The sequence below is a fragment of the Pseudomonas sp. RC10 genome (assembly GCF_038397775.1).
GTDB classification, from domain to species: Bacteria; Pseudomonadota; Gammaproteobacteria; order Pseudomonadales; family Pseudomonadaceae; genus Aquipseudomonas; species Aquipseudomonas bambusae.
On record NZ_CP151650.1, the window covers coordinates 1,513,874 to 1,529,843 of the forward strand.

General features: G+C 58.9%; 18 protein-coding genes and 1 tRNA gene. 7 read left to right on the forward strand and 12 right to left on the reverse strand.

Translation table 11 applies throughout. The features are described from left to right. Positions 1-104: 104 nt before the first annotated feature. On the forward strand, positions 105-1,322 hold the full coding sequence (locus AAEO81_RS06800; RefSeq protein ID WP_341962432.1) for an SAM-dependent methyltransferase: 1,218 nt from the start codon (positions 105-107) through the stop codon (positions 1,320-1,322). Here the strand turns inward: AAEO81_RS06800 and AAEO81_RS06805 are convergent. Further along, positions 1,319-2,218 carry a DMT family transporter gene (locus tag AAEO81_RS06805; RefSeq protein ID WP_166596584.1) on the reverse strand — a complete coding sequence of 300 codons (900 nt, stop codon included), beginning with the start codon at positions 2,216-2,218 and terminating at the stop codon, positions 1,319-1,321. The two genes, AAEO81_RS06800 and AAEO81_RS06805, sit on opposite strands and share 4 nt — an antisense overlap. Before the next feature lie 251 nt (positions 2,219-2,469). Between AAEO81_RS06805 and AAEO81_RS06810 the strand changes: the two genes are divergently transcribed. After that, positions 2,470-2,700 carry a hypothetical protein gene (locus AAEO81_RS06810; RefSeq protein ID WP_341962433.1) on the forward strand — a complete coding sequence of 77 codons (231 nt, stop codon included), beginning with the start codon at positions 2,470-2,472 and terminating at the stop codon, positions 2,698-2,700. A gap of 321 nt (positions 2,701-3,021) precedes the next feature. On the opposite strand, the gene AAEO81_RS06815 is transcribed toward AAEO81_RS06810, so the two are convergent. Then, entirely contained in the window at positions 3,022-4,053 is a 1,032-nt protein-coding gene (locus AAEO81_RS06815) for a DUF4917 family protein (protein ID WP_341962434.1), read from the reverse strand. 197 nt (positions 4,054-4,250) lie between these two features. Between AAEO81_RS06815 and AAEO81_RS06820 the strand changes: the two genes are divergently transcribed. Then, entirely contained in the window at positions 4,251-4,478 is a 228-nt protein-coding gene (locus AAEO81_RS06820) for a hypothetical protein (RefSeq protein WP_341964670.1), read from the forward strand. 50 nt (positions 4,479-4,528) lie between these two features. Next, a complete protein-coding gene (locus AAEO81_RS06825) occupies positions 4,529-4,765 on the forward strand; it encodes a DUF2188 domain-containing protein (protein WP_166596151.1) in 237 nt (78 codons plus the stop codon). Positions 4,766-4,818: 53 nt separating this feature from the next. On the opposite strand, the gene AAEO81_RS06830 is transcribed toward AAEO81_RS06825, so the two are convergent. Together AAEO81_RS06830 and AAEO81_RS06835 are read right to left on the reverse strand one after the other, a co-directional pair. Further along, the gene (locus AAEO81_RS06830; RefSeq protein WP_341962436.1) at positions 4,819-5,178 is read right to left on the reverse strand and encodes a transcriptional regulator; all 360 of its coding nucleotides are present in this window, start codon (positions 5,176-5,178) and stop codon (positions 4,819-4,821) included. Further along, a complete protein-coding gene (locus tag AAEO81_RS06835; protein WP_341962438.1) occupies positions 5,168-5,476 on the reverse strand; it encodes a type II toxin-antitoxin system HigB family toxin in 309 nt (102 codons plus the stop codon). Before AAEO81_RS06835 ends, AAEO81_RS06830 begins: the two co-directional genes overlap by 11 nt. A 182-nt stretch (positions 5,477-5,658) precedes the next feature. Here AAEO81_RS06835 and AAEO81_RS06840 point away from each other — a divergent pair, with 182 nt between their 5' ends. Both AAEO81_RS06840 and AAEO81_RS06845 read left to right on the forward strand, forming a co-directional pair. Then, entirely contained in the window at positions 5,659-6,003 is a 345-nt protein-coding gene (locus AAEO81_RS06840) for a TonB-dependent receptor (RefSeq protein WP_341962439.1), read from the forward strand. Positions 6,004-6,180: 177 nt separating this feature from the next. Beyond that, positions 6,181-7,080 carry a LysR substrate-binding domain-containing protein gene (locus AAEO81_RS06845; protein ID WP_341962440.1) on the forward strand — a complete coding sequence of 300 codons (900 nt, stop codon included), beginning with the start codon at positions 6,181-6,183 and terminating at the stop codon, positions 7,078-7,080. A 3-nt stretch (positions 7,081-7,083) separates the two neighbouring features. Here the strand turns inward: AAEO81_RS06845 and AAEO81_RS06850 are convergent, their stop codons facing one another. The 7 genes from AAEO81_RS06850 to AAEO81_RS06880 all read right to left on the reverse strand — a co-directional run bounded on the left by AAEO81_RS06850 (position 7,084) and on the right by AAEO81_RS06880 (position 13,961). Continuing rightward, the gene (locus AAEO81_RS06850) at positions 7,084-8,301 is read right to left on the reverse strand and encodes a YbfB/YjiJ family MFS transporter (protein WP_341962441.1); all 1,218 of its coding nucleotides are present in this window, start codon (positions 8,299-8,301) and stop codon (positions 7,084-7,086) included. A 126-nt stretch (positions 8,302-8,427) separates the two neighbouring features. Then, entirely contained in the window at positions 8,428-9,606 is a 1,179-nt protein-coding gene (locus AAEO81_RS06855; protein ID WP_341962442.1) for an MFS transporter, read from the reverse strand. A gap of 200 nt (positions 9,607-9,806) precedes the next feature. Continuing rightward, a tRNA-Gly gene (locus AAEO81_RS06860) sits at positions 9,807-9,880 on the reverse strand. A gap of 261 nt (positions 9,881-10,141) precedes the next feature. Beyond that, complete coding sequence (locus AAEO81_RS06865) at positions 10,142-11,026, reverse strand: alpha/beta hydrolase (protein WP_341962443.1); 885 nt, start codon at positions 11,024-11,026, stop codon at positions 10,142-10,144. Between the two features lie 309 nt (positions 11,027-11,335). Next, the gene (locus AAEO81_RS06870) at positions 11,336-12,028 is read right to left on the reverse strand and encodes a pseudouridine synthase (protein WP_341964481.1); all 693 of its coding nucleotides are present in this window, start codon (positions 12,026-12,028) and stop codon (positions 11,336-11,338) included. 233 nt (positions 12,029-12,261) lie between these two features. Then, positions 12,262-12,483 carry a cysteine-rich CWC family protein gene (locus AAEO81_RS06875; RefSeq protein ID WP_341962444.1) on the reverse strand — a complete coding sequence of 74 codons (222 nt, stop codon included), beginning with the start codon at positions 12,481-12,483 and terminating at the stop codon, positions 12,262-12,264. After that, positions 12,480-13,961 (reverse strand): sensor domain-containing diguanylate cyclase, encoded by a 1,482-nt coding sequence (locus AAEO81_RS06880; protein ID WP_341962445.1) that lies wholly within the window; start codon positions 13,959-13,961, stop codon positions 12,480-12,482. Before AAEO81_RS06880 ends, AAEO81_RS06875 begins: the two co-directional genes overlap by 4 nt. Before the next feature lie 287 nt (positions 13,962-14,248). On the opposite strand from AAEO81_RS06880, the gene AAEO81_RS06885 reads away from it, so the two are divergent. After that, positions 14,249-14,761: a hypothetical protein gene (locus AAEO81_RS06885; protein WP_341962446.1), complete on the forward strand. Its 513-nt coding sequence runs from the start codon at positions 14,249-14,251 to the stop codon at positions 14,759-14,761. An 89-nt stretch (positions 14,762-14,850) separates the two neighbouring features. Here the strand turns inward: AAEO81_RS06885 and AAEO81_RS06890 are convergent, their stop codons facing one another. Further along, positions 14,851-15,963 carry an enoyl-CoA hydratase/isomerase family protein gene (locus AAEO81_RS06890; protein WP_341962448.1) on the reverse strand — a complete coding sequence of 371 codons (1,113 nt, stop codon included), beginning with the start codon at positions 15,961-15,963 and terminating at the stop codon, positions 14,851-14,853. Positions 15,964-15,970: the final 7 nt, after the last annotated feature.

Below are 15,970 nucleotides of genomic sequence, written 5' to 3' on the forward strand. Positions count from 1 at the left end.
GATCCGATCTGCGGGCATGAGGTGGTAAATATTTATATCCACCTCAACCCCGTACCCGCCTAAAATACCGGCCTTGCATTTTTCGCTTCCCGAGGCTTCACCCGATGTCCGCTACTGCCCCCGCCGTCTTGTCTGCGCAGGATCACCGCGCCCAGTTCCTGAGCCTGCTCGACACCTGCCTGACCCAGAACTCGCTGATCAAGCTGGTGCTGGCCAAGTATGTCGGCAGCGAGGCCGACCTGCAGCGGATCATCATCAAGCCGACCACGATCAAGGATCAGCCATGCCTGTCCTTCGTCTATCGATACAGGACCCGCGACATCACCAAGAATCACCCCCTGACTGAAGCCCAGGCACTGATCGCCAATCTGCTGCCCGAGGCCTTCAAGAACGCCCATTTGCTGTCGCTGACTGACGAAGTGCAGCTGGAATTCAGCAAGAAAGGCAAAAGTACGCTGTTTCGCAACACGTCCCAGCAGCAGCGTGAAGCGCCCTCCGCCGAGCACGATCGCGAGAAGAAGCGCTATTTGGAGTTGAGCCGTCCGTTCCTCACCGACTTGGGTGTCACCAATAAACAGCACGAGCTGATTCCGGCGATGTCGCGCAAATGGAAGCAGATCAACAAGTTCATCGAGGTGTTTTCCCATGCCCTGGCCAACTCGCCCATCGCGCTCGACAAGCCAGTAACGGTTGCCGACTTCGGTTCGGGGAAGGGCTACCTGACCTTCGCGATCCACGATTACCTGCGCAACACGTTGCAGGTAGAGGGCGAAGTGACCGGCGTCGAATTGCGTGAGGACATGGTCACCCTGTGCAACAACGCCGCCGAGCGGCTGGAGCATCCGGGGCTGGTGTTCAAATGCGGTGATGTGCGCTCCGTCGTGCCGGGAGAGCTGGACGTGATGATCGCGTTGCACGCCTGCGATATCGCCACCGATTATGCGATCCATACCGGCATTCGCTCCGGTGCGTCGATCATCATGTGTTCGCCGTGCTGCCACAAACAGATCCGGCTGCAGATCCAGAGCCCAAGCCTGCTCAAGCCGATGCTGCAATACGGTTTGCACATGGGGCAGCAGGCGGAAATGGTGACCGACGCCTTACGGGCGTTGTTGCTGGAAGCCTGTGGTTATGAGACCAAGGTGTTCGAGTTCATTTCGCTGGAACACACCAACAAGAACAAGATGATTCTGGCGGTTAAACGCGCCACGCCAGCGGACCCTGTCGAGTTGCTGGCGAAGATTCGGGAATTGAAGGCGTTCTACAACATTCAGGAGCAGTGCCTGGAGACGTTGCTCCAGGCAGATGGCCTGCTCGGCTAGACTCGGGTGGCGACCACGGGTTTCGGCGCGATGACGGCGGTCTTGCGTCCGATGGCCAATGTCACGACGACGCCAGCGGCAAAGAACCATGTTATCGGGTCGATGTGCTCACCGAAAAACAGCGCCGAAAAGGCCATGGTGAAGAACAGCTGCACCAGCTGGATCTGACTCACCCGTGCAATCCCGCCCATTGCCAACCCGGCATACCAGGCGAAGAAACCGATGAACTGCGAGAACAGCGATACATAACCGAATGCCCACCATGTGCCCATGGAAATGGCCCCTTGGTGCTGAGACGCCAGGTAGCCGACAGGGATGATCAGTACCGGGATTGAAATCACCAGCGCCCAGCAGATCACTTGCCAGCCTCCCATCTGCTTCGCCAGCCGGCCGCCTTCGGCATAACCCAGTCCCCCCACCGCCACAGCGCCGACCATCAACAAATCCCCGGCTTGCAGATTCCCGGCACCGCTGATCAGCGCGTAGCCCAACACCAACACGCTGCCCATCGCCGCACAGATCCAGAATGCACGGGAAGGGCGTTCATGGGACAGCCACGCGGCGTAGATGGCGACCAGCAACGGTTGCAGCCCGTTGACCAAGGCGCCGTGGGAAGCTGGCAACGTCTTCATCGCCCAAGCCGACAGGACCGGGAAGCCGATGATCACACCCAGCGCGACGACCAGCAGTGCCTTGAATTGTGCGAAGGTCGGCAGCTTTTCCCGTCGCCACAGCAAAAGGGCGGCTGCCGGGATCGCCGCGACGAGCGCTCGGCCCAGGCCGTTGAGTAGCGGGTGGATTTCCTGAACGACGATGCGGGTCATGGGCAGGGTAAGGCTGAAGATCACCACCCCGACCAATCCGAGGATCATGCCGGTGTTTTCGCGAGAAGACATGCTGAATCGTGCCTTGTTGTTATAAGTGAAAAGAAGGCATTCATTCAGCCACAGATCGCACGTTTTTCCCCTTAACAGCTGGCGACAGAATCAGCCGTACACTTTGGTTTCAGGGGGGAAGCGCCGTTTGTGGGGATTTTTTCAACGGCCCGCTTCTGAGCATGAATCTTGGTGCAGAAATTGAATGCCATCTTCCTGCAACAGTTTGAGGGTCAAATTGCTGCCATAGAAAACCAGCCAGGAGAACCATCGTGTCGGTCATCGGAAAGTGGGCGTTGCAAGGTGTCGTAGTATTCGTGTTCGCATGGATGGCGACCGTAGCGGCTCAATGGTCAGGTAGCATCGTCAAATCGACGAGCAGCGACCGCCTTGCCGCGCTCAGCAGTGTTCGGCTATCAACCGAATCAGTGGCCGCCAGCGTTGGGAAAAAGGCGCAGGGCAATGCCGTCGCCGTGGGGGCGTTGTCGGAAAGTAACGAGTAAGCGTGCGCGGTTGGGAAGATTGGGAGCGGTGTGATTTTGCATGGTAAATGACCGGGCCTTAATGGTCCGGTTTGCTTTTAACGCCCCAAACGAGTTTGTCATAAGACATATTGCGTAGTGAGGTGGGATCTTTCTGATTTGTCAGGAGAGCGTTGAAACGCAACGCTTGCTTGCTCATACTCGCCACGTCATCAGCGAAAGCTGAAAGGAGTCTGGATCTCTCTTAGGAGATTGACCCAGCGGCGCAGATGGAGCGATGCAAGTTCTGCTGCGTGTCGATAGAAGCCGCCTTCGGGCGGCTTTGCTTTGACTGGAAGTGGATCATCCCCTCTTCAACTCCACCGTTTCCTTCAACCGAGCCACCGGCATCGACAATTCCGGTTTCCCTAGTGGATGGCTCGTTGCATCAAAAAACTTCAGCTCAATGTTCTGCCCTTCGAACAGCGCGCTGTAATGCCGCTTGCGGTGCTGAATGAACGCTTCACTGCGGGGCAGCACGGAGATGGCGAGGGTTTTCGGTCTCGCTTGCAGGATGGCATTGAGGATGTGCCTATCCTGTTTGCCCAGCGTATGGCCAAAGAGGCATAAGTCACCCTGATGCCGGGCCAGTTGCGCGTGGCAGTAGGACAGGTAATCCGAGCCGCGGATGATCTTCATCTTGTCTTCGCTACGGCCTTCGCAGACGAACAGGGGCACGTCGTCCAGCGCGTTGACGGCGAAACTGCCCAGCAGCGTGCTTTCCGAGGACTGCAATTTCCGCGCGGTGCCATCGAAGTTTTTCACCAGATGCATCCCGCCGTGCAGGTAGAGGATGCGGGTGGCGTGGCTGTCGGTTCGGTGAAGGTTGAATTCGGCGTCTTCGTCGAACAGGTCGTCGAACGGCTGGGCGCCGTGCATCACCGCCCAGTAGGCCAATAGATCGTAGTTGGTCGAGTAGACGGTGGTGTACTGGCTCAGGGCCTGGCTGATGTGAGCGATAGTAGAGGGCTCCATCAAACGCCACGGGATGTGCGCCGAGCGGATGCCGTGAATCAGCGCTTCCTTGATCGCGAAATAGCGATTGCGAGGTGATGACGAGCCAATGGTCAGGGCCGCGTTCACCCGCATTGCGACCTTGAGGCCACTGAGCACCGGTTCGAAGTTTTCGGTCTCCATCGATTTGAACAGCGCCAGTTCGGTGGGACTCAGGGGCTTGTTCCGGGTCGTCTGGGCCAGTTCGAACAACGAGTCATAGGCGAAGTTTTTCCACACGGCCAGACTGGCGCCGTTACCCAGCAGCAATCCTGTGCAGGGATGGTCTGTCTGCAACTGGCTCCAGTCGGCCAGTTCGGCATCAAAATCGGTGAATTCCATCGTCTCGCTTCGCTGTCAGGTGAGCAGGTGCTGACCGGGGTCAGAACGGAGTGGACTTATAGGAACACAGGCCGGGCTTGTCAACGGCGCATCCTCTAACCTTGGCTCAACCCACCGCTCGGCAGAAAATTCGAACCCGCCCAACCTCGGCTTCTCTAACCTCATGAACCCCACATCCGGTTCGCTGAGAGGTGTACATGACAACCGATCCAGTGAATACCCCCGCCGCGCAAAGCCCCGGCCCCAACCCCAATCCTATGGAAAAGGCCCGTGGCAGCGAGGCCGAACGACGGGCGCAAGAGTTCGAACGGGTTGAAAACACAGACGATAAAAAGCGCGATACCCCTCCACCCCAAACCTGGAAACATCCGGACGACGGGAAAAGCCTGTCGGAAAAAGACGAAGAAATCCCTTTGAAACCCTGAATCGCTGGTTGATCACTCAACAACACTCTCTGAATGAGAGGGAGGTTCCCATGCAAAGCACGGTACTCAAAACGCATCTCAACGGTTACGACGTCATCAACGTCAACAACGGGCCGTGGCGGGTTTGCACCCATCACGACCGGCTTGGCTCATTCGACACGCGCGAGGAGGCCATGGCTTACGCGGCCTCGTTGCCTGTGTACAAAGAAAGGTCTGCGCCGAGTGCCGACGCTGATGACATGACCGAGAAGAAAGGGGCGGGAGCGGAGGGAGAGACGAAGCACTAAGTCGGCCTCCACATCGGGAGCCCCTCGAAAGTCGGGCTCCACTTGTGAGGCTTTCACGCAAAGCCTGCAAACAGGCTTTCATAAGGGATGTGCAGTCCGTCGTGAAGCCGTTTGATCATCCCCAAACTGAGGCTCCGCTTGCGATTCAACACTTCAGACACCCGCCCGCTAGGCCCTATGTAGGGTTCAAGGTCTCGCGGTGTGAGCCCCTGTTGTTCCATTCGAAATTTAATGGCTTCAACCGGGTCACTGACATGGATCGGGTAATGCTTGTTTTCATATACCTCGATCAGCGTGACGAGGATCTCCATTTCATCCGCCTCAGGCGTTCCCTCCTCAGCCTGAAATACCACCTCGAGCCGGGTAAGCGCTTGGCGCAGATCGTCGTCATTACGAATAGGCTTAATATTCATTGATTGTCTCCACATCAATCTCGTCATACCGCTTATGCGTTCCGATGAATTTCACCCAGACGATGCCAGCCCGGTACTGCATTTCTGTCACCAGGCGGTATTTATTGCTGCTGATGTTGAAGACCACTCGATTGTTACCGCAGATGCTAGCAGTGCCAAAATGATCTTTGACGTCTTGCGGGGTTCGCCATTCAGCTCTCGCCGTTTCGTCGTGCCAGCTTTCGAGGGACGATCTCGAATCCTCTTTTCCAGGCTCCTGCCAGAATCTGACCAATGAGCTTTTAGCAATAATCCGCATTGTCCAGCTTTCTCCCGTTTTGGGAGATTCTAGGCGATTCGCCAAGCATCAGCAATTCAACGGAGACGATAGTCCGATAGGCGAAATTTAATGCTTTGTATCAACCCCCCAATCCCACGCATCTCCATTACAAATCCCTGGAAATTCGCCAAGCCTCGGTTGATAGACTTTCGCTGTACTTGATGCGATTTATTATCTTCCACGTCAGCTACGCCAACGCCAAACAACCCTCCCAAAACGCGCTCAACCTCTGGACGACGTACAAACTGCCGCTGGACCTGTCGGTCAGCTACGGCGTGCGCTATGTCGATGAGGTAAAAATCTGTCGTGGCCAAGGCGCTGCGCTGACCCGCAACGGCGAGACGACTGTGCCGGACTACGTGGTACACGACGCGATGGTCAGTTGGCAGGCCACCCGCGATCTCGATGTGCGGATGAACGTCAACAACCTGTTCGACAAATACTACTGGTCCCCTACAACGGCGGCGGCCGCGGCTACGGGGTGCCGGGCGCGGTACGCGGGCTGATGTTGAGCGCCGATTATTCGTTCTGATCACGGCAAGGTAACGGCGCGGGCGTCTAACCGGTACTCTCCGATGGGTCAGACGTCGGCGCTTTCTTGTCAGCGAGGTTTATCCTACATAATCTCGAAAGCAAATGGCCGAGCGGCCAGGTTCCTACTAATCGAGATAGCAGGTGAGCTTGTGGACGTGATTGATCTGAAGGTCGTCGACGCCGTCGCCCGGCATGGCAGCATGAACAAGGCGGCGGTGGAGTTGAACACGGTGCAATCGAATGTCTCGTCGAGAATTCGCTCGCTGGAAGACGAACTGGGCGTTTCGCTGTTTCAGCGCAGCGCCAAGGGCGTTCAGATCACCCCGGCAGGGCGCCGTGTTTTGCCCTATGCCGCCAGGCTTGCCAAGTTGCTGTCTGACGCGTCGGCCGCCGCCCGGGACGACGGAAAGCCCACCGGCGTGTTGGAAATCGGCACGCTGGAAACCACCCTTGCACTTCGTCTGCCATTGCTCATCGCGCGCTTCGCCAAGGCTTGGCCTGAGGTTCGCCCTGTGGTGCGCACCGGAACGACCAGCAGCCTGATTCAGGACGTTGTCGACTGCAAGCTCGAAGGCGCGTTTGTGGCCGGGCCGGTCAGCCACCCGGAATTGCAGGCCGACACCGTGTTCAATGAGGAACTGGTACTGGTGACCTCCCGCGCGGTTCGCACGCTTGAGGGCGTCGCCGCTATCTCGCATTTGAAAACGGTGGTGTTCCGCGTGGGGTGCTCTTATCGCCAACGGTTGGATGGGCTGTTGGCGAGCCTGGGCATGGTCGCGCCGGAGCCGCTTGAGTTCGGATCGATCGATGCGATCATCGCCTGCGTGTCAGCGGGGGTAGGGATCACGCTGCTTCCAAGAGGGGTGGTCGCCCACGCATGGCAGGAAGGTCTGGTCGCGGTTCACGAAATCCCGCCTGCCTTCGCGCAGGTCGAGACTGTGTTTGTGCGACGTCTCGATGGCCACTTTTCCAGCGCGCTGGCGACCTTTCTCGACAGCGTGCACACAGAAGGGCAGGCGCGAGGGTCGAACATTCGGCAGCTCGCGTGATGCTTAGCGAGCGGTTTCAACCGGGCTGCGCGCTGCCACGATGTCGATCAAGAACGCGAGTGCAATGGCCCCCGTGCCGATCACGAACAGCAGCGCGTAGTTGCTGCCGCTGTAGGCGAACAGGTACGAAAAGCCGTACGCCGCCACAGCCTGAAACAGGGCGAACCCCACCGTTGCGGTGCGCCACGCTGCAGCTTGCTGAGCCGGGTGGTGTACGAGCAATTCGTGCACGCGGCCCAATACCAATGGCACCGTCCCGGTGACGAAAGCGCCGACCACGACACTCGACGCCATCAGCCAGGGTGTGCCGAGCCCCAGCGCGGGAATGCACACGCACACGCCTTCCAGAATGAACGACAGGCGCAGCGCCAGACCGAAGCCTACCCGGTCCGCCAACACCCCGGCGAGCAAAGGCCCGAGGGTCGCGCCAATGCCAAACAGCACCCAATATTGCGCGCCGACTTCGAGCCCCTTATTCAGGCCATGGGCAACGAATGCCACCAGAAAAATCATGTGCGGCACCCAGCCCGCCGCGTTCAGCGCGTATTCGGCGTACAAGGCTTTGAGTGTGGTGTTCTTCGATTGGCGAGGGTGATGAGTGGCGTTAACGGGCGTCGCTTCGTGCGTCGGCCAACCTTTCCAGGCGAGCGCCGTGAACACCAGACAAATCAGGCCCAGCCCCAGCCATGTCTGCTTCAACCCTTGCTGCAGCAAGAGCGGCACGAGTGTGCCCGACGCCGCGATACCGACACCGACGCCCATGAAGATGATCCCGCCCGCCAGCCCTCTCTTGGCGGGTGAAACATGGGCCAAGACGGCGGGCGCGGCCAACACCATCAACGCCCCGCCGGAAATCCCCGACAGCAGACGCCAAACAAAGAACCACACGTAGGAAACCGGAAAACCGCAAGCCAGAAACGCAACACTGGCGAGTAGCATCATGGCCCTGAGCGTGAAGGCTGTGGACGATTTGTCTGCCATTACCCGACCCGTCAGCGCGCCGATCAAATAACCCGCAAGATTGGCAGCGCCCAGATAGGCGGCCTTGGACGCATCGAACCAGCCCGCATCAATGATGGCGGGCAACAGAGGTGTATAGGCAAAGCGCGCCAGACCGATCCCGACCAGCGTCGCGAGAAACCCCGCCGCGATCCCCCATCTGGTGTTATGGGAACGATCTTGAGCCGTTGCAGCGAGGGAGGGTGCGTGAGCCTTTTCCATCTTCGTCGCCTGTTGAGTTCAGATGAGCCCACCCTACGCGCGACGTCGATATCTGGAGAAGCGAAAATAATGGATCGCGGCTATCTCTCTAAGAGATATCAGCAAGTGCCTGGTACGGCCGTGTGCTCACACGCAACGTGGCTCCGCTCGTGTGGTCACAAGTGGCCGAACCAGACTGATAAGTCCCAAACTGGCCATGGCTGCGCCGACCCAGAGGGGAGCCCGCAATCCAAACCCGGCATCAATGGCTGCGCCGCCCGCCCAACTGCCAAACGCCAGTCCGGCGGTGATCACCGAGGTGTGAAGGATGTTCACCAGCGCAGCGGGCTCTGCGGCATTCATCACGCGCGCCACCATGGCGGGGTTCAGTGCGACACCGGTTAGCCCGAGCGCAACGAAGCAGATCAGGTTCAGCCACTGGTGATCACCTGCGAGCGCGAATCCCGTGAGGGTCAAGACCATCAGCCCAAGCCCCCAACCCGTGACCGGTAAAGTGTGCCGGTCCGCAAGGCGGCCCACGATCATGTTGCCGATCAGGTTCGCAACGCCATATAACGCCAGCAGAGGCGCCACGAAGCGCGGTGCGACCCCGACTTCCTGGATCAGGATGGGCGTGCAATAGCTGAACGCAGCGAACGTTGCACCGATGATCAGGCCGCTGGTGAGATAGGCCGCCCACAGATGGCTGTTCTTCAATTCAGCCCACTGCTGGCCCAGTGTGGGTTCACTGCCTTTGACACTGGAAGGCAAGCGACTGGCGGCGAGGGCCGTGCAGAGCAGCGCAAGGGCGACCACCAGCCATGAGCTCGCCCGCCAGCCGACATGCTGCTCGACCCACGTGGTTATTGGCACGCCGACGACGGGGGATAACATCAGCCCCGCCAGTACGACCGAGACCGCTTTGCCCCTTCGCTCGGGTGCCACCAGGCCCGCGCAGACCGTCATGCACAGCCCGATGCAGACGGCGCTCGACACCCCCATTACCACTCGCGCGACGGCCAGCACGAAGTAGCTCGGTGCGGCCGCCGCGAGCGCGCCCGCTGCCACATAACAGGCCAGCAACGTGACCAACGCCCGTTTGTTGCCGACGTTTCGCGACAACAAAAAAACCGTCACCGGCGGGCCACCCAACGCCATCCCCAAGGCGTAGAACGCGATGAGGTTGCCGACTTGCGCAAGGCTCACCGAGAAGGCTTCGGCGAGCGAGGGCATCATGCCTGCCACCATGAATTCGGCAGTGACCAGGGAAAAGATCGTGAGCCCTAACAGGTAGACGGTTGGAGGCAGTTTGGAGGGGCGGGACATTAGACTTCCATCGGGAGAATATGGCCGTTCACCCTAGGGAATAGAGCCTTCGCGGTCAAATACCCCTTGGGCATACGGTCATGCCAAACAAGGTCATTAGCGAGTAGTGGAGGCGTGGTTTCAGCCACCCGGCATATTGAGCCAGGCACGGCGAAGAGGGCTGGGAACGTGTGAACGTGGGAAGATGTGGCGTAGAAAACTGGAGCGGGTAGAGGGAATCGAACCCTCAACTAAAGCTTGGGAAGCTTTCGTTTTGCCACTAAACTATACCCGCTTTTTTAGTACGTCTTTTTGCTCACGAGAGGAGGCCACTGTGTCGAACCTTCATGTGAGCTTTCACGGGAGTCATGCCGTTTGACGACACCCGCTACCGACGCTTTCAGCGGCTGACTTTGTACCAGAAGCGGGCATTGAATTGAAGCGTTAAATGCCTTGTAGCGGAAATAGACGGGCATTGCGCAAAGGCTCGGGATTCATTCGCCAGTCGTGTAGAACGGTTGATGGCGAATGAATCCGATCCCGGAGACCTTCACGGTCAGATGGCAAATGCATGGTTCGACTGCACCTGTCGGTATTGTAGGCGGGTGGGTTCTGGGGCCGGAGTGAGAAAGCTCATCAGCGCGTTCTGGGATTCCAGGCATGCCGCTTTGTTTTCCATGTCCAGAAAATGCCCCGCGTTGTTGATCGTGGTGAAGTGGCAGTCGCGGATGTGGTTCGCGAACAGTCGGGCGTCAGGCGCTGCGGTGTATTCGTCCCACTCGCCGTTCATGAACAGCACCGGCACATTGATGCGCTTGGCGGCTTTGATCTGGCCATGGGTGGTGGTGTCCAACACATGGTTGATGTGGTGGTGCATCTGCGCATACTCATGCAGGTCCAGTGAGCTGACGTGCCGATAGTTGAAGCGCTTGAACAGCGACGGCAGGTGCTTGCCGATGGTGCTGTTGATCAGCGTCCCGACTTCGTACCGGTCGAATGCGCCCAAATGCTGCTGACCCCGCGTGAGGTAGTCGTGCATGTGCTCGTTGATGACCGGCGAGAACGAGCTGATGACGGCCTTCTCGATACGCTTGGGCCGGTGTGCCAATGCCACCAGTGCCGCTGCGCCACCCCAAGAAAACGACATGACGTGTTCGGCATTGAAGTGGTCGATCAGCTCCAGCAGGATCTGGCCTTCGACTTCCTTGGTCAGCGGTTTTTCGTGCACGTTGTGAGGCTTGGATTTTCCCGCATAAGGTTGGTCGTAGAGCACGACGTTGAATTGCGGATGCAGATTGCGGACGGTTTGAGCGAAAGATGCTGTCGTGGCCAGTGAGCCGTTGACCATGACGATGGTCTTTTCGGCGGCATCTGCGCGATAGAACTCCGTGTAAACCCGAAACTGGCCCTGTATATCAAGCACAGCGATTTCTGGCCTCATATCCATGTCTCCTGACGTTAAAACAGGTGTGCGCGCAACCACGTTGCACGAGTTTCGTGACAGGTAGGCAATGCCTTCAAAGGGGGCCCATGTCAGTCCGGAACGGTCTGGCCGACAGGTGTTGTTATTGGCGGGCGGTTTGCCGACCCGGTGCCTGAGGCGCCTGGAGCCGACAAAAGGTTTCTTGGAATACGTGCGTGACTCTCCGGTCACATGGGGACCGACGGTTGGATTCAAGCAGCCGATCCGGGAACCCGCAAGTGCCGTTCGGGAATTGTCTTACACGATCTGCCGGGCGGTCGAAAGACGTCAGATGAGCTGAATCTCTTCAGCTGTCAGTGGGCGGTATTCACCGGGTAGTAACAGGGGATCGAGCACGAGCGGCCCCATGCTCTCGCGATGCAAGCCCACGACCTTGTTGTCGAAAAAGCCGAACATGCGTTTCACCTGATGGTAGCGGCCTTCCATGATGCTCAGTCGCGCGTGATGAGCGTCGAGGATGATCAGATCCGCTGGAAGGGTCGTCAGGTCTTCGAACGCGAAATAAAAGCCCTCGGTGAATTTCTCGACGTAATGCGCGCCGATTGCCTGTTCGGTTTCCACGTAATAGACCTTGGGCAGTTTGGTGGTGGGCTCGGTCAGACGGCGCGACCATTGGCCGTCATTGGTGATCAGCATCAGGCCCGACGTATTGAAATCCAGACGCCCGGCAATGTGCAGGTCATGCTTGTCGGGTTCATGCAGCAAGTCCAGAACGGTGGGGTGCTGCGGATCGATCGTGGCGCTGACGCAACCGGGCGGCTTGTGCAGCATGAAATAGCGGGCGGGCTTGCCGATTTGCAGGGTGTCGTCGTCGACCATCACGTGATTGAATTCACGCACCTCGTGCAACGGATCCTTGGTGATCAGCCCATCGACCCTGACCCGACCCGCGAGCAGGGCCAGGCGCACGTCCTTGCGGCTGAAGCGGGGGAGGTTGCTGAGGAAGCGGTCGAGGCGCATGGCGAGTCGGCGTGCAGGAAAGGAGGGCATGTTATGTCAGGCGGGCCTGACGCTGAACCAGAGGCAACAAATTCATTTGCGAATGGGCGGTACAGCCGACGCATCTGTGTCGCCTGATCCATCTTTCGCGAATGAATTCGCTCCCACATTGAGGTCTGTGTCAGACCGCAACTATCGCGGCGCCGTTGGACTCCTGTGGGAGCGAATTCATTCGCGAAGGGGTTATCAGGCGATCAACGTTGCGTGGTCATGACCTCTTCCACCAGCCCGGCGCAGCGCGGGCACAGGCAGGCCTTGTTCCTAATGTCGTCAGGCAACGCCGCCAGCACCGTAGGATCAATCGTTTCGGTGAAGCACCAGCAGGCCCGATCCGCCGTCCGGGGATCGGCCAGCGTGCAGCGATTGCTCTGGCCGCACACTGGGCAGATGTCAGCACTGTTAAACACAGGGTTCATGCCGGTTCGGCCTCTTCGGTACAGACCCGATTGCGTCCGCTCTGCTTGGCGCTGTAAAGCGCCTGGTCGGCACGGGCAATCAGGCTTTGCAGGGTGTCGTCGGGGTGCAGCTCGGTCAGGCCCAAACTCACCGTGACTTGCAGGGCGGAACCTGTGAACACGTAGGTGTGCTGCTCTGCCAGCAGACGAATTTTCTCGGCGACGCGTTGGGCACCGCTGCTGCTGGTGTCCTTGAGCAGGATGATGAACTCCTCGCCACCCCATCGGCAAATGATGTCACTGTCTCGCAAGCAGCGCCTGACATCGTCGGCAAAGCCAGACAACACTTCGTCGCCTGCGAGATGGCCGTGGGTGTCGTTCAGCCGCTTGAAATGATCCAGGTCCAGCAGCATCGCCGACAGCGCCTTTTGATCGCGGCGGCATTCGGCAATGGCACTCATCGCGATCCGGTCGAAGCCCCGACGATTGGGCAGGCCTGTCAGGCTGTCGACCATGGCTTGTGTCTCGATGCGTACCTGAAAGCGGCGAACCACCCGGTTAAGCAGTACCAAGACCAGCAGCATCACGGCCAGACAGATCATCAGATTGAGATAAAGGGACTGGCGGATGTCGGTCAAAGCGCCGTCTTCACGCTTGTCGACGAACAGGTACCAGTTCAGCTCCGGGATGTAACGCACGTTGAGAAAATGGGCGTCGCCCAGCGAGTCATATTGATAGCTGCCGCTCACCGGTTTGGGCATCTGATTCAGCAGGTCCTTGAGGTCTGGAAGGTCGCGCAGCACCTGACCAATCTTCGCACCCTGCGGCCCGCCCCCGGCCCCTGTCAGCACCAGTCGCCCGAACGCATCGACGAAATACACGCTGCGCTGGTAACGCTCCTGATAGCGATCCATCAGCTTGATCACGGCGTCCACTGTCAAACCGACGCCTGTGGCCCCGATGAAGTTATCGCTGTAATCGAACACCTTGTAATTGATGAAAAAGGTCAGGTTGTCCTTGTTCGCAAGGTCTGGATCGACGTTGATTTCGTACGGCTCAGCCATGTCGCGCACCCGGTAATACCACGCATCGCGGGGCTCATCCGGGCGGATTTTTTTCAACACGCCTTTGGCCTGGTAATAAGTCAGGCTGTGGTTGGAGACGAAAAACGAGGTGTAGGCGCCGTAATGGTCCATCACCTCTTTCAGATAGCGGGTCATTTGCTGTGTGTCTTTTTCCCCAGCCACCACCCAATCGCGCACAAACGTGTCGCGCGCCATCATCGACGAGATCAGCACCGGGCGGACGAGGTCTTTCTGAATCTCGGAATAAACCGTGTCGGACGTCAACGGCAGCTCGGTATTGACGATGCTGTCGCGGATGGCATTGCGCGAGGCGATGTAGCTGAGCAGCGACGTCGCCAGAAAACCGCTCCCCAAGAGAATCACCAACGTCAACAGCAGGGAGCGTTGTGGATGGAGCGTGGAACGAAGGGGCATGACCAGTCCGATTGAATAAGGGGTCCACTAGGCGAGACATGCTAGCCTGATGCCACACTGTTGCGCCATGGGCGCGTCACAGTTAGCGATTGGCCGTTTACAGAATGCAGTTGAATGCCATTTTTCAGAGGCTTCGTCATGCACTGTTGCAGGGCGCCGTCTGGCAGTTGGCAAGGGGATCGGGGCACTCGATGGGGATTTTGCAGTCTGATATTTCGTTCTCGGCAGTTTCGGGAACGCCGACCAGCGCCGCTGGTTTGAGCTCTATCGCGGTCCAGGAGGCCGCTATGTATCGACGAAGCTTGCTTACCGTGTTGATGACGTTGTCTCTCGCAGGTTGTTACGGAGGAGGCTATTACGAACAGGAAACCTACACGCAGCCCGTTTACAGCAGCGGATACGTGTATGACGGCTATCGGGCGGTAGGCCCGAGTGGCTATTCGGGAGGCTACGGCCCCTCTATCTATTACTCGCCGCGTTATTACTCGGCGCCTCGCTATTACGCGCCGCCACCGCGTTACTACGGCCCAGGTCCTGGTTATGGCGGGCGTCCAGGCTACGGCGGACGCCCCGGTTACGGCGGCGGGCACTGGAATGGCGGCGGAGGCGGTTACCATGGCGGTGGTTCAGGTTATCGCCCACCACCCCCACCTCCCGGCCCAAGACCTGGCGGGGGAGGCTGGCATGGCAACCCCGGCGGCGGCCCCGGCCCTGGCAGACCGGGCGGCGGCGGCAACTTCCATCGCGACGGCGGGTTTGGTCGGGGTGGACACGACAGCCAAAGCGGTGGCAGCCGGTAGAAGCAGCCACGAGCCTTAAGCTTCAAGCACGGTCGAGGTGGCCGTGCTTTTTTCTTGTCGCTCGAAACTCCCGGCTCGTTGCTGTTTCTTCAGTATTCGGAGAGATCCGCCAGCGGATGCCGTCCTTCCCACGCCTTTTCGAAATGTGCCTCCACCACCGCCAGTGGAATGCTGGCGATGTCCTGCCAGTGCCAGTGCGGCGTGTGATCCTTGTCGATCAACCGCGCGCGCACGCCTTCGGCAAACTCGGGATGACGACAGCAGTTGAGGCTCATGCTGTATTCCATCTGAAAGACTTCAGCCAGCGACATGTGCCGCGCACGCTGGATCTGTTCCCACACCAACAACGCCGTCATCGGACAGCCTTCGGTCAGCGTCTTCGCAGCCTTCGCCAGCAGCGCGTCCTGCGAATGCAATTGATGCTTGAGCGCATTCCACGCACAGATCGCGTCGCCTACATCCAGCCATTCGTCGATCTGCTGCCGACGGGGTAGCCATTGCGCGGGAGGCAATTGCTCTGTCGCCTCCTGCTGGAGCGCCTTGAACAAGCTGTTGAGCTGAACGGCGGTCTGTTCCTGCCAGTTCAGTTGCAACAGGCGATCAATCATTTCTTCCTGCTGATCGTCCAGCAGAAAACGGTCCGCAAGGTCCAGGTCCAGTGCGTCGCGGCCATTGATGTGCGACCCCGTCAGCCCCAGAAACAGCCCCAGTTTTCCGGGCAGCCGCGACAGAAACCAACTGGCGCCGACATCCGGGTACAGGCCAATGTTGATCTCCGGCATGGCGAGTCGGCTGCTCGGCGTGACCACGCGAATGCTGGCGCCCTGCAGCAAGCCCATGCCGCCGCCCAACACGTAGCCGTGGCCCCAACAGATGACCGGTTTCGGGTAGGTGTGCAGCGCGTAATCCAGTCGGTATTCAGCGGCAAAGAACTGCGCTGCCAAGGGTGGGACTTTTCCCGGTTTGCCGTGAGCCGCTTCGACCAACGCCCGGACGTCACCGCCCGCACAAAAGGCTTTCGCGCCATTGCCTCGCAGCAATACACAGACGACTTGCGGGTCGCTGGCCCAGACGTCGAGCCTATCTTGCAGTGCCAGAATCATCGGCAGCGACAGTGCATTCAGTGATTTTTCAGCGTCCAGCGTGGCAATGCCCAAGCGGGCGCCGTCGGTTCCGGTCAGCTCTTCGAATTGCAGATTCATCGTGACC